The organism is Streptomyces sp. NPDC107528 (assembly GCF_055639295.1).
In genome coordinates this window covers 102,352-115,111 of the sequence record NZ_JBVKAV010000002.1, presented here as the reverse complement: position 1 = coordinate 115,111, position 12,760 = coordinate 102,352, and the positions used below count along the sequence as shown (strand labels likewise).

The 12,760-nt window shown below is 69.8% G+C and carries 11 protein-coding genes; 3 read left to right on the top strand and 8 right to left on the bottom strand.

All coding sequences use genetic code 11. The features are described 5' to 3' along the window. From ACZ7L5_RS05580 to ACZ7L5_RS05565, 4 genes are all read right to left on the bottom strand, one after another. Entirely contained in the window at nt 1–981 is a 981-nt protein-coding gene (locus ACZ7L5_RS05580) for an SCO2522 family protein (protein WP_471514662.1), read from the bottom strand. Continuing rightward, nucleotides 978–1,895, bottom strand: coding sequence for an SCO2523 family variant P-loop protein (locus tag ACZ7L5_RS05575; RefSeq protein WP_328427759.1), 918 nt, complete (start codon nt 1,893–1,895; stop codon nt 978–980). The genes ACZ7L5_RS05580 and ACZ7L5_RS05575 overlap by 4 nt, the downstream gene beginning before the upstream one ends. Before the next feature lie 4 nt (nt 1,896–1,899). Next, nucleotides 1,900–3,750, bottom strand: a complete 1,851-nt coding sequence (locus ACZ7L5_RS05570; protein WP_471514660.1) for an SCO2524 family protein — start codon at nt 3,748–3,750, stop codon at nt 1,900–1,902. Between the two features lie 72 nt (nt 3,751–3,822). Next, nucleotides 3,823–4,614: an SCO2525 family SAM-dependent methyltransferase gene (locus ACZ7L5_RS05565; protein ID WP_363051120.1), complete on the bottom strand. Its 792-nt coding sequence runs from the start codon at nt 4,612–4,614 to the stop codon at nt 3,823–3,825. 180 nt (nt 4,615–4,794) lie between these two features. Between ACZ7L5_RS05565 and ACZ7L5_RS05560 the strand changes: the two genes are divergently transcribed. Together ACZ7L5_RS05560 and ACZ7L5_RS05555 are read left to right on the top strand one after the other, a co-directional pair. Continuing rightward, nucleotides 4,795–5,334 (top strand): GNAT family N-acetyltransferase, encoded by a 540-nt coding sequence (locus tag ACZ7L5_RS05560; protein ID WP_471514657.1) that lies wholly within the window; start codon nt 4,795–4,797, stop codon nt 5,332–5,334. A gap of 271 nt (nt 5,335–5,605) precedes the next feature. Continuing rightward, nucleotides 5,606–7,087, top strand: coding sequence for an alpha/beta hydrolase (locus ACZ7L5_RS05555; protein ID WP_471514655.1), 1,482 nt, complete (start codon nt 5,606–5,608; stop codon nt 7,085–7,087). A gap of 1 nt (nt 7,088) precedes the next feature. On the opposite strand, the gene ACZ7L5_RS05550 is transcribed toward ACZ7L5_RS05555, so the two are convergent. Both ACZ7L5_RS05550 and ACZ7L5_RS05545 read right to left on the bottom strand, forming a co-directional pair. Beyond that, nucleotides 7,089–7,523 carry a VOC family protein gene (locus ACZ7L5_RS05550; RefSeq protein ID WP_363039996.1) on the bottom strand — a complete coding sequence of 145 codons (435 nt, stop codon included), beginning with the start codon at nt 7,521–7,523 and terminating at the stop codon, nt 7,089–7,091. Nucleotides 7,524–7,537: 14 nt separating this feature from the next. Then, nucleotides 7,538–8,698 carry an abortive phage infection protein gene (locus tag ACZ7L5_RS05545; protein ID WP_471514653.1) on the bottom strand — a complete coding sequence of 387 codons (1,161 nt, stop codon included), beginning with the start codon at nt 8,696–8,698 and terminating at the stop codon, nt 7,538–7,540. A 173-nt stretch (nt 8,699–8,871) separates the two neighbouring features. Between ACZ7L5_RS05545 and bla the strand changes: the two genes are divergently transcribed. Further along, on the top strand, nt 8,872–9,753 hold the full coding sequence (gene bla / locus ACZ7L5_RS05540; RefSeq protein ID WP_471514652.1) for a class A beta-lactamase: 882 nt from the start codon (nt 8,872–8,874) through the stop codon (nt 9,751–9,753). A gap of 63 nt (nt 9,754–9,816) precedes the next feature. Here bla and ACZ7L5_RS05535 read toward each other — a convergent pair whose 3' ends face one another. Together ACZ7L5_RS05535 and ACZ7L5_RS05530 are read right to left on the bottom strand one after the other, a co-directional pair. After that, nucleotides 9,817–10,242, bottom strand: coding sequence for a helix-turn-helix transcriptional regulator (locus ACZ7L5_RS05535; protein ID WP_471515811.1), 426 nt, complete (start codon nt 10,240–10,242; stop codon nt 9,817–9,819). 123 nt (nt 10,243–10,365) lie between these two features. Then, entirely contained in the window at nt 10,366–12,729 is a 2,364-nt protein-coding gene (locus ACZ7L5_RS05530) for an ATP-binding cassette domain-containing protein (RefSeq protein WP_471514650.1), read from the bottom strand. Nucleotides 12,730–12,760: the final 31 nt, after the last annotated feature.

Genomic DNA, 12,760 nt, shown 5'->3' with positions numbered 1-12,760 from the left:
TCAGGTCTCCTCGGGCCGGGAGGAGTCGCCGGGCTCCTCGTAGAAGACGTACGTGGCACGCTGTGCGACCGCCGGCGGGACCGCCATCCCCTCGTCGGCGGACCGCTTGGCGACCTGCTGGAGCGCGCCCGCGTCGACGTCCGTCTGGTCGAGGATGAGCCGCACGGCGTCCTCGACGGCGAGGAAGCGGTTCGGCATGAGGGTGCAGGTGCGGTAGGCGCTGAAGGCCGCCTTGGTGTCGGTGAGCCTGACCAGCGGCGGCAGCCGGTCCCAGTCGTGCGGGAAGTCCTCGCCCTGCCAGTCCTTGGCCTCCAGCACGGGCTCACCGAGGTGCCGTAAGAGCCCCAGCCGGGCCAGTTGCCACACGGCGGCCAGGAAAGGGCAGGACCACAGCCGCTTGCCGTCCTTCTCGGACCACAGCTCGACGTCCATGAAGACGGAGTGGTTGCGGGCGGCGGTCTCCTGGGGCGGCTCCCAGCCCTTGACCGCGCCCAGGGCGCTGCGGGACGTCGAGGGGGTGCGCTGGCCGTTGGCGAGCCAGCCGGTCTGGCTGACGGGCGGGCGGGAGCCGTAGCTGCCGGGTGGCGGCGACTCGACGAGGCGGTGCATGACGGACTCGGCGAGCTCGATCCGGTCGGCGACCGCGCAGGCCGACTCGCGGGCGAGGTAGTCGATGACGAGGCCGGCCCTCTCGGCCTCCTTCAGCACCATCGGGATCAGCTCGGCCGGGGTGGAGAAGCGGGTGAAGTAGTCGTCGACCAGGAAGCAGGTGCTGATGCGGGGCCGCTTGCTGCGGCGGGCGGCCGAGGCGCGCACCGCGTCCGCCCACACCCGTACCTCCGCGAAGTGCTCGCCCAGCCGCTTGGGGCCCGCCTCGAAGTCCTCCATGTAGAGGTGGCCCAGCTCCAGGGAGAGGTGGGACAGCGGCACGGACTGGGTGCGCAGCTCGGCGGTGGTCTCCTGGAACACGGCTTCGCTCACGCCTGCTCCCAGTACTTGTCGTCGGTCAGACGGCCGGCGAGCCGGCTCAGTGCCTGCCAGGTCTCCTGGTTGGCGATCTGGCTGTCGAGCACGTCCTCGTCGGTGATGAGCTGCTCACGCCATTGCAGCACCGGTTCGAGCGGCACCGAGCCGAGGACCTGGCTGTAGCCGATGCCGTGCGTGGAGGCGAGCTGCTTGAGGTCGCCGTCGGTCTTGCGCATCCACGCCGACTGCGTGGGCGAGACCTGCGACCACAGCGGCGATTCCGGGTCGGGTACGGCCGCCCGTACGAAGCGGATCGCGTTGCGGAGCGTCTCCTCGTCGTGGCCCCGGTCGGCGCCGCCCGCGACGATGCCGCGCTTGCCGAAGACGAGGCTCGCGGCGGCCTCGACATGCTGGCGGGTCCAGCGGTGGAAGACCAGCCAGCGGGCCGTGACCTCGCTCATCTCGGGCTGTGCGGTGGCCTCAAGGACCATGTCGACGGCGTAGGAGCGGCCGGCGCTGAGGTCGACGACGACCAGGTCGAACTCGTAGTACAGGTTCATCAGCAGGTCGACGCAGCGGCGCAGGTTGTCGTCGCTGGTCGCGAACTCGCCGCCGCTGACGTCGCCTGGCATCAGGACGAGCCGGCCGCAGCCGGGGGGCGGGAAGCGCAGCACCTGGTGCTCGGTCTCGGCCCAGACGTCGATCCGGGCCGGTTCGCTGACCTCTCCTATCAGGTAGGCGTGCAGACCGCGGTCCTCGGTGGCCTGGCGGGCGTCGCCCACGTCGAAGACGGCCGCCGCGGTCGGGGAGCCGAAGTCGAAGTCCAGATAGCAGACGTCGTCCCCGGCCATCGCGCGGTGATAGGCGAGGTTGGCGCTCGTGACGGAGCGCCCGGTGCCTCCTTTGTCGGAGGCTGCGAAGATCAGCACCGTGTCACACTCCCCGGTCCGCGGCTTCGCGGGCCCGGGCGAGCGAGTCGAGCTGTCCCAACACGTCGAGCGTCAACGCGTAGGCCGTACCCGGCTGTTCGTCCACGAGGCTGCGGGCTCGGCGCAACTTGACCTCGATGTTCCGCAGTTCCATTCCGTGCCGGCCGGAGTCCGTGGGCGCGGGTTCCATCTGTTCGTTGCCGAGCAGATGGGCGGACTCGCTGAGCAACGCCCTTGCCAGCTCGGTCAGTTCGAGGCTGCGGATCGGTGGCTGCCGGTACATGTCGTGGGCCTGGACCATCACCTCGGTGACCCGTTCGGTGATGCTCCATGACACCGGCACGCGCCGCTTCTGGATCTCCGCCTGGGGATACGCGGCGTGGACGTTGTCCCAGAGGCCGACGCCCTCGCCGTCGCGGATGCGGCGCGACCACATGTGGTCGAAGATGTCCTCGGCCAGCCTGAGCAGCCGGTCGTGCGAGGCGAGGCTGCGCGACAGCGTGCACAGCTGGACGGTCCGCTTCAGCAGCTGCGCCGAGAAGTCGGTCATCGACCAGGTCATGGGCGGCCCGATCCGCTCGCTGCCCTGCAGCGGCAGGGCGACGCCCAGGTTGTGCAGTTCCTCGACCATGGGGTCGTCGCGCGTCATCCGGCTGGTGATACGGCCGCGCTCGGCGAGGCGCTCCATGATGCCGACGGTGCGGGTCAGGTCGTCGTCGGTGGCCCGGCGCCGCATCAGGTCGTGCACGAGGATGGCGGCGACGGACAGGGAGAAGTACTCGGACTCCAGCTTCTGTCCCGTCGTACGCCAGGGAATGTCCTCCAGGGGCCAGCGGTCGTCGTCGAAGCGGGCGATGCGGGACCAGTACTGCTGGGTCAGCTCCCATCGCAGCCGCAGCGCCTCGGCGAGCTTCTGCTGCTCGGTGTTGAGCAGGCCGAGGGTGAGGGTGCGGTCGGAGAACAGGTCCTGGATGCCGTCGAGGGCGACCACGGTGAAGTACAGGTACGGCACCGCGTTGGCGACGCCCTCGGGCTGCGGCCCGATGGGTTCGTCGGTCTCGACCTCGGGAGCGTCCTTCACCATGCTCCACGCCCAGCCGCACTCGAAGAGCTGGTTCTCGTCCTTGAGGCCTTCCTGGACGTCGATGCCGAGGAACACGCTCTCGTTGATCGCCGCGCGCAGCGAACGGAAACGATTCTGGAACTTGCTGAGCACCTGCCGCTGCGACAGCCGTCCCTGGCCGAGGAGTTCGCAGAGCGTACGGCCCTGGGAGGCGTCGACGTCGAAGACGTTGACGGTGAAGGAGCGCAGCAGGCTCACCATGGCGGCGGTGAGCCGGTTGCTGGTGGCCAGGCGCAGCTCGGCGATGGTCTCCTTGACGTCACTGCGCCGGGTCCTGGTCTCGTAGATCTTGAGGAAGCCCAGCGTGGCGAGGCACAGGGTGATCGACATGGAGAACGAGTCGACGACGCCGAGTTGGCGCTGTTCCTCGGTGACTTCCCTGGCCTTGTCGGCGGAGCCGAAGTAGTAGCCCCCGGCGAAGGTGGGCCTCTTGTCCTCGCCGGTGTGCGCCCGCATGAAGTCGGCCATGGCGGTGACGAGGTTGGCCGGGACCTCCAGCCGTCCGCCGGCCCGCTTCAGGACCTGCTGGACGTCCTCCTGTGTGGTGTCCGGGTCGTCCAGCCGGAAGGCGGGGATCTCGGTGGCCGGGTACAACAGGCAGAGCAGCCGCTCGGCGTCGGCCACGCTGCTCTCGTTGCCCCACTCGCCCCACTCCCACTCTCCCCCGTCGAAAGAGTGGCGGGCTACCGCCTGCCAGATGTCCAGCAGATGCTGGCGTGGCTTGATCTGCATTCCCTGCCCCTCACACAGACCGCACTGCCATCACTAGAGGAATATCGCTGTGCTGTTGTGAAGCTCCACCGATCAGCCGATCGGAATGAGCGCGTCCGAATTTCGCCAGCCGTAGGCGACGATCATTCCCGAATATCCGTCGCGCACCTCGGCCGCGGATTCGAGTCGCTGAACCTTGAAGTCGCCCGCGAATGCCTCAAGGCTCGCGCGCACCTCGGATTCTCCCACGTCACAGGCCGGGAAGAAATGCTCACCGGCGTGATAGCCCCTGGAATGTTCCATGAAGGCGGCCGCGAAGGGGGCGCCGGGGGCGAGGGCCCGCATGAAACGCTCGACGCCGAGCGAGAACTCCTGGTGGGACGTGGTCATCGACTCGGCGACGAAGAACATGGTCCCCATGGACCACCGGCGCTCGTACCGCGCCAGGTCGAAGAGGTCGCCCTGCTCCACGGAGACGACCTTGCGGAATCTCTCACGCGGGTCCGCACCAAGGGAGTTGTACGCCTCGTGCTCGCACAGGGCCTCCCAGAACTGGTCCCAGTTCCGGTCGTAGGACTCGGCCTGGCGGGAGAGGTACCGGACGTTGGACGGCGAGCGCTCGAAGAGAGTGATCTCCTCGCACCACGGCATCATGGCGAGTGCGGGATAGAGATTGGCGCCGGCGCCTACGTCGATTCCGGAAACCGGGCCGAAGCCCTGCTTCCGGAAATGATCGCCGAAATGATCCCGGATCATGTGCAGGATCTCCGCGTCCTCTGCCTGTAAGTCGCGGTAGTTGTGATCAACGTAGGCGATCGGGTCGAACGCCGCCCAGCGCACATCTTTGTTCTTCAACTGGACGTCCCCCGACGATCTCTGGGTCATTCACTCACGGTACCAAAAGAAGGCGCACTGGGAGCGCGTCGAGGCATAAGCATCACGCACTCTTGAACCACGGGATTGCCCTGCTCAAGATGGGCGGATCTCGAACCGAGCACCTGAAACGGCAGGCAACGGGTGCTCACCCGCATGAGTGACGCCAATCCATCACATAGGGGGCAGTCGATGGCCATGCCGGAGGAACGTTTCCCTGTTCTGGGCCGCCGCTCCGACCAGGCGCTCTTCGCCGGCAGCAGCGATCGGCCACTGACGACACGAGGGGTCACCGAGGCGGACCTGCCCGAGCTCCTGCGGGTGGACCGGGAGGTGTTCCCCGAGGAGCCGTACCCCTACTTCGTACTGCGCCAGCACTTCGACGTCCACGGCGACCGCATCCTCGTCCTCGACGACGGGGACTGTCTGCACGGCTACGTCCTCTTCGTCACCACCTTCGACGGCTATGTGTGCTGGGTCCTGAGCCTGGCCGTCAGCGCCGACCAGCGCGGCCGGGGGCTGGGCAAACGGCTGATGCTGGAGGTGCTGCGGCAGTTGCGCCGGGAGCGGGTGCACGAGGTGCGGCTGACCGTGGAGCCGGCGAACGCGGCGGCGATCATGCTGTACCGGACCCTGGGGTTCGCGGCCGAGGGCGGGGTGCGCAGGGACTATCTGGGGCCCGGGGAGGACCGGCTCATCATGGTGCTGGGGCTGGCCCAGGGCCTGTTGTGAAAGTGGCGTCGTCGCCCGAAGGGCGGCCGCGCGGCGTCCGGTGCGTGCTCTCGGCGTGCCGCCCGGAAGTCCTCGTACTGGGCGTACTCGGGCTTTCGGGCGGTGCGGGGAGAGCGCGTGCCGGGCGTCGCGCGGCAGGCGCCACTTTCGCAACAGGCCCTGGTGGTCGTATGGGGGTAAACCCCAGGAGAGATACGGGAGGTAATCCCCAGGGAAGATACGGGAGTTGCCCGGATGTGACGCTCCGTGAAGGTCCGTCAGGCTGCTGTGCATGAAGCAGATCGCGAAGAGTGCCGCCCTGATCGCAGCCGCCTCCGGAGTCGTCTTCGGGCTCGTCACCCCGCTGACCGCGTCCGCCACCGGCTCGCCCGCGTCGCTGAAGTGGACCAAGTGCGAGGGCGAGGGGCTCGATCCGCGCCAGCAGTGCGCGACCCTCGCCGTCCCGATGGACTACTCCGACCCCGGCGGCCCGAAAATTGACATCGCCGTCTCCCGTATCCAAAGCGAGAACCCGGCCGCCCGCCGGGGCGCGCTGCTGCTGATCGCCGGCGGGCCGGGCGGCGACAGCCTGGGCGAGCCCTCGGACAAGGGGCAGAGGCTGCCGCAGAAGGTGCGCGACACCTACGACCTGATCGGGTTCGCCCCGCGCGGCAACGCCCCGTCGACGCCGGTGAGTTGCGACGTGGAGCACCGTGACCTCGCGCGCACGGCGCTGCGCCCCTGGCCGGCCCCGGACGGCTCCGTCACCGAGAACATGGCCACCGCACGGCGCATCTCGGACGCCTGCGCCCGCAGCGGCGGCGAGCTGATGAGGCACATCAGCACCAGGAACAACGCCCGCGACATCGACAGCATCCGAGCCGCGCTCGGCGAACGCAAGCTGTCCGCCTGGGGCGACTCGTACGGCACCTACATCGGCGCCACCTTCGCCGAGCTGTTCCCGCACCGCACGGACCGCATCGTGCTGGACAGCAACGACAACCCCGACCCCGTACGGGCGGAGCGTGCCTGGCTGGAGTCGTTCGAGGCGGGCGTCGAGGACAACTTCCCCGAGTTCGCCAAGTGGGCGTCCCGGCCGGGCAACCCGAACCGCGTCGCCGGCACACCGGCCGAGGTGCGCTCGCGGTTCCTCGCCCTCGCCGCGCGCCTGGACCGCGAGCCCCTTCCCTGGCCCGGCGCCAACCCGGCAGAGCTGGACGGCAACGGCCTGCGCCAGACGATGCTGGACAGCCTGTACGACCCCGAGGACTACCCGGTGGCGGCCAAGCTGATGCTGGCCGCCGGCAAGGGCACGCTGCCGCCCGCGCCGGAGAGCCCGCCGGAGGCGCTGCTGCAGAACTACACCGCCGTCGGCGCCGCGACCATCTGCAACGACGCCGCCTGGCCGCGGTCGGCCGCGGTGTACGAGAAGGGTGTCGCCGAGAGCCGCGCGAAGTATCCGCTCACCGCGGGCATGCCGAGGAACGCGATGGTCTGCGCCGCGTGGCCGTGGCAGCCGAAGGAGGCGCCGCCGCGGGTGACCGACCGGGGGCCGTCCAACGTCCTGCTGATCCAGAACGAGCGGGACGTGGCCACACCGCTGAGCGGCGCCCTGAAGATGCGCGAGGCCCTCGGCCGGCGGGCCGTCATGGTCACCGTGAATTCCACCGGCCATGGCGCCTACCTGGACAACGGCAACGCGTGCGGCGACGCGACCGTCTCGCGGTTCCTGGCGACCGGCGAACGTCCGCCCCGGGACACGTACTGCAAGTAGGTCAGCGTTCGGTGAGGGGGGCCGGGGCCTCCTGGACCGCCCAGCCGTTGCCGTCGGGGTCCTGGAAGAAGAGGAACGAGGTCCATTTCACCTCGCCCCGGCCCTCCGCCCAGCCGGACGCGCCCACATGCATCACCGGCGTCACGTCGATCCCGCGCTCCACCAGCTCCGCCCTTGCCGCCTCGATGTCCGTGACACAGAGCTGAAGGCCCCGGAGCGAGCCGGGCGCCATCCGGGACTGGCCCGGGGCGTCCGGCATTCCGGCCTCCAGCACGATGGAGCAGCGGGAACCGGGCGGGGTGAGCTGGATGAAGCGTGCGCCGTCGAAGAACGGCGCGTCGATGTCGACGTTGAAACCGCACTGGTCCTTGTAGAAACTCTTGGCCCGGTCCAGGTCCGTGACCGGCACACCGATCAGCTCAAGGGTCCAATCCATACACGCGCACCTCCTCAGCCATGGTCACCCCGGCGGCCGGTCCCCGCCCGTCGGCCGTACTGCCGGGCCACCGCGTGGAACGCCTCCTTCGGTTCCCAGTGCCAGGTGGAGGAGGGGTCGTCGGGGCGGTCCTTGATGGCCTTGGTGATGCCGTAGCTCGCCAGGTCGAGGTCGTAGCGCGGGTTGTCGGGGCGGTGCGGGGCGTCCGCGGTGACGAACTCGAAGGCCATCGCCGCGTACAGGCCCATCGACTCGAAGACCTCCAGCAGATCGACCAGGTAGGCGGCCTGGGTGCGCTCGCTGCGCACCGGGTCGCCCTTGATCTCGTTGGGCTCCTTCGTGTAGTCGACGATGTCCCAGCCCATGCCGCCCGCCTCGGGCGCCCCGACGTACGCGCACGTGCCGAACTCGGTGATGGCCAGGGGCTTGCCCCAGCGCAGATGGCGGCGCAGCTCGCGGACGTAGTCGGTCGGTTGGCGGAAGTACGAGTAGTAGTCGATGCCGACGACGTCGAAGAGGTTCCAGTCGACCGGTTCGAACTCCTCGTCCTGGGCGGCGGCGTAGCTGAGCCGGCCGTGGAAGACGGAGCGGCCGACGGCGGCGGCCTTCGCCGTGAAGCGGGCCAGGCGGCGCTGCATCTTCGCCATGTCGACGTTGCCCTTCTGGAGGTTGTCGACGCGCTCCAGGACCGTCGCGCCGGGGATGATCCCCGGCACGAACAGCCAGAACTCGCAGCCCACGCTGAAGTCGACGCTCGCGCCCTGCCGGCGCAGCCGCTCCGCGAACCGGCCGCACTCGGCGATGCTGTCCAGGATCTCCCGCTCCGGCACATCGCCGAGGGTCGGCTGGAGCCAGACGTGCAGCCCGCGTTCGGCGGCCTCGGCGGCCGTGGCGGTGAGGCGATCGACGCCGTCGCCGGTGACGTCGATGGTGTCGGCGTGCAGGTCGTCGCGGATCACCCGGACGTCCCCGCGCATCCGGGCGGCGCTCCACGCGGTGCCGGGTGTCTCGTCGGCGCCGACGGTGTAGACGACGCCCCGGTGCTTCAGACCGCGGTGCCCGTGCCCTCGCCCGGTCGCCGCTGCCGGCCCGGCGGGCAGTACCGCCCCCGCCAGCCCGACGGCCGCCGCACCGGCCAGAAACCGTGCCCTGCTGATCCCCTTGGTGTTCTCCATACGGCCACTGTGGCGAGCGCGGGCCGGGCGCGCCGTCGGCCGATGGTCTATGCCGTCGGCCGATGGTCTACGGCGTCGCAACCAAGGGATGACGGGCGGCGTCGATCAATGAAGAGATCGTCGACGACCCACGAGCGAAGGAGAGCACGATCCGAGTCTCCGCCCACTCCCCGATGACCCGACGCACCCTCCTCACGGCCGGCACCGCCGCCACCGCGGGCGCCCTGCTCGCGAGCACCTCCGCACACGCCACCGGCGGCACCGAGGTGACCGGCCGCCTGCGCGCGCTGGAGCGGCAACACGGCGCCCGCCTGGGCGTGTTCGGGCACAACCTCGCCACCAGGCGGACCGTCCGGCACCGCGCCGACGAGCTCTTCCCGATGTGCTCGGTGTTCAAGACCCTGTCGTCCGCGGCCGTCGTGCGCGACCTCGACCGCGACGGCGAGTTCCTGCGCCACCGCATCCACTACACGGAGGCCGACCTGACGAAGGAGGGCTCCGACAAGACCAGGGAGAACCTCGCCACGGGCATGACGGTCGCCGAACTGTGCGAGGTCGCCATCACCTACAGCGACAACGGCGCCGCCAACCTCCTCCTGCGCGAACTCGGCGGCCCCACCGCCGTCACCCGCTTCGCCCGCTCCCTCGGCGACCCGGTGACGCGCCTCGACCGCTGGGAGCCGGAGCTGAACTCGGCCGAGCCGTGGCGGGTCACGGACACCACGAGCCCCCGCGCGATCGGCCGGACCTACGCCCGCCTGGTCCTCGACGACAACGCCCTGAACCGCGCCGACCGCGAGCTCCTCACGCACTGGCTGCTGAGCAACACGACCAGCGGCAAACGCTTCCGCGCGGGTCTGCCCCCGACCTGGACGATCGCGGACAAGACGGGGTCGGGATCCTACGGCACCACCAACAACGTCGGCCTCGCCTGGACCCCCGACGGCACCCCGCTCGTCCTCGCCGTCCTGTCCACGAAGCCCGCCCAGGACGCCGCGTGGGACGACGCCCTGGTGGCCGGGACGGCCAGGCTGCTGGCGGAGGCGCTCACCTGAGTCGCCGCGCTGGTCAGTGTGACGGGCCGGGGGTGCCGCACCGGGTGCGGCACCCCCGGCCCGTCAGGACGCCTGCGGCTGCGCCGAGCTGCCGACCGGTGCCCTACCGGCGACCGCCGCCGCCCGGCTGAACGGCACTTCCCGGTTCCGCAGCGGCCTGGTCACCTGTTTCGCCACGCACGACGGAATCCCCGCCGTCTCGTCCGCCGCCTGCCGCCGGTAGGCGCTGGGCGTCATGCCGACCAGTTCCGTGAAGCGCGTGCTGAAGGTGCCCAGCGACGAACAGCCGACCGCGAAGCACACCTCGGTGACACTGAGGCCGCCGCGGCGCAGCAACGCCATAGCGCGCTCGATCCGCCGCGTCATCAGGTAGCCGTACGGGGACTCGCCATAGGCGAGCTTGAACTCGCGGCTGAGGTGCCCGGCCGACATGTGCACGCCGCGCGCGAGCGCCTCGACGTCCAGCGGCTGGGCGTACTCCCGGTCCATCCGGTCGCGGACCCGGCGCAGCAGCGCGAGGTTCCGCAGCCGCTGTTCCTCGGACGTCGAGTTCGATCGCACACGCACATTCTCGCGGGCCAGGTCCCGGCCCGTCCAGAAGCACATCGCGGGTCAGCCGCCGACGTAGGCCGCGAGGTGCTCGCCCGTGAGGGTCGAGCCGTCGGCGACGAGGTCGGCGGGGGTGCCCTCGAAGACGATCCGGCCACCGTCGTGACCGGCACCGGGGCCGAGGTCGATGATCCAGTCCGCGTGTGCCATGACGGCCTGGTGGTGCTCGATGACGATGACCGACTTGCCGGAGTCGACGAGCCGGTCGAGCAGGCCGAGCAGCTGCTGGACGTCGGCGAGGTGGAGGCCGGTGGTCGGCTCGTCGAGGACGTAGACGCCGCCCTTGTCCCCCATGTGCGTGGCCAGCTTCAGCCGCTGCCGCTCACCGCCGGACAGCGTGGTCAGCGGCTGGCCGAGGGTGAGGTAGCCGAGTCCGACGTCCGCCATCCGCTCGACGATCTTGTGCGCGGCGGGGATCCGCGCCTCGCCGGCGCGGAAGAACTCCTCGGCCTCGGTCACCGACATCGCGAGCACCTCGCTGATGTCGCGGCCGCCGAGGTGGTACTCCAGCACCGACGCGTCGAACCGCTTGCCCTCGCAGTCCTCGCAGGTGGTGGCGACGCTCTGCATGATGGCCAGATCGGTGTAGATGACACCGGCGCCGTTGCAGGTGGGGCAGGCGCCCTCGGAGTTGGCGCTGAACAGGGCCGGCTTCACGCCATTGACCTTGGCGAAGGCCTTGCGGATCGGGTCCGCCAGGCCGGTGTACGTCGCCGGGTTGCTGCGCCTGGAGCCGCGGATCGGGGTCTGGTCGACCGACACCACGCCCTCGTCGGCGGGGATCGAGCCGTGCACGAGCGAGCTCTTGCCGGAGCCGGCGACGCCGGTGACGACGGTCAGCACGCCGAGCGGGATGTCGACGTCGACGTCCTGGAGGTTGTTCGCGCCGGCGCCGCGGATCGCGAGCGTGCCGGTGGCCTTGCGGACCGTGTCCTTCAGGGTCGCCCGGTCGTCGAGGTGCCGCCCGGTGACGGTGTCACTCTTGCGCAGCCCCTCCAGCGTGCCCTCGAAGCACACGGTGCCGCCTGCCGTGCCGGCGCCGGGGCCGAGGTCGACGACGTGGTCGGCGATGGCGATGGTCTCCGGCTTGTGCTCGACGACGAGCACGGTGTTGCCCTTGTCCCGCAGCCGCAGGAGCAGGTTGTTCATGCGCTGGATGTCGTGCGGGTGCAGGCCGATGGTGGGCTCGTCGAAGACGTATGTGACGTCGGTGAGCGAGGAGCCGAGGTGGCGGATCATCTTGGTGCGCTGCGCCTCGCCGCCGGAGAGGGTGCCGGAGGCGCGGTCGAGCGAGAGGTAGCCGAGGCCGATCTCCACGAAGGAGTCCAGGGTGTGCCGGAGCTTGGCGAGCAGCGGCGCAACCGACGGCTCCTTGAGCCCGCGGGCCCATTCGGCCAGGTCACGGATCTCCATGGCGCAGGCGTCGGCGATGTTGATCTTGCCGATCTTCGAGGAGCGGGCCAGTTCGCTGAGCCGGGTGCCGTCGCAGTCGGGACAGCGGGCGAAGGTGACCGCCCGGTCCACGAAGGCCCGGATGTGCGGCTGCATCGATTCGCGGTCCTTGGACAGGAAGGTCTTCTGGAGCTTCGGGATCAGCCCTTCGTAGGTGAGGTTGACCCCGTTGATCTTGACCTTGGTCGGCTCGCGGTAGAGGAAGTCGTGCCGCTCCTTCTTGGTGTACTTCCGGATCGGCTTCTCCTTGTCGAAGAACCCCGACTCGGCGATGACCCGGACGACCCAGCCGTCCCCGGTGTAGGTGGGGATGGTGAAGGGGCCCTCGGAGAGCGACTTCGAGTCGTCGAACAGCTGCGTGAGGTCGATGTCGGAGACCTTGCCCCGGCCCTCGCAGTGCGTGCACATGCCGCCCGTGCGGCTGAAGCTGACCTTCTCGGTCTTCGTCTTGTCGGCACCCCGGTCGATGGTGAACCCGCCGCTCGCGGAGACCGAGGCGACGTTGAAGGAGTACGCGGCGGGCGGCCCGATGTGCGGTTTGCCGAGCCGGCTGAAGAGGATGCGCAGCATCGCGTTGGCGTCGGTGGCGGTGCCGACGGTGGAGCGGGGGTCGGAGCCCATGCGCTGCTGGTCGACGGTGATCGCGGTGGTCAGCCCGTCGAGGACGTCGACCTCGGGCCTCGCGTTGTTGGGCATGAAGCCCTGGAGGAACGCGCTGTAGGTCTCGTTGATCAGCCGCTGCGACTCCGCGGCGATCGTGTCGAACACCAGCGAGCTCTTGCCGGAGCCGGAGACGCCGGTGAACACCGTCAGGCGGCGCTTCGGGATCTCGATGCTGACGTCCTTGAGGTTGTTCTCGCGCGCCCCGTGCACGCGGATCAGGTCGTGGCTGTCGGCAACGTGCGGCTCGGTCATCGTGAGGTCTCCATCTGCAACTCGGTCGGGA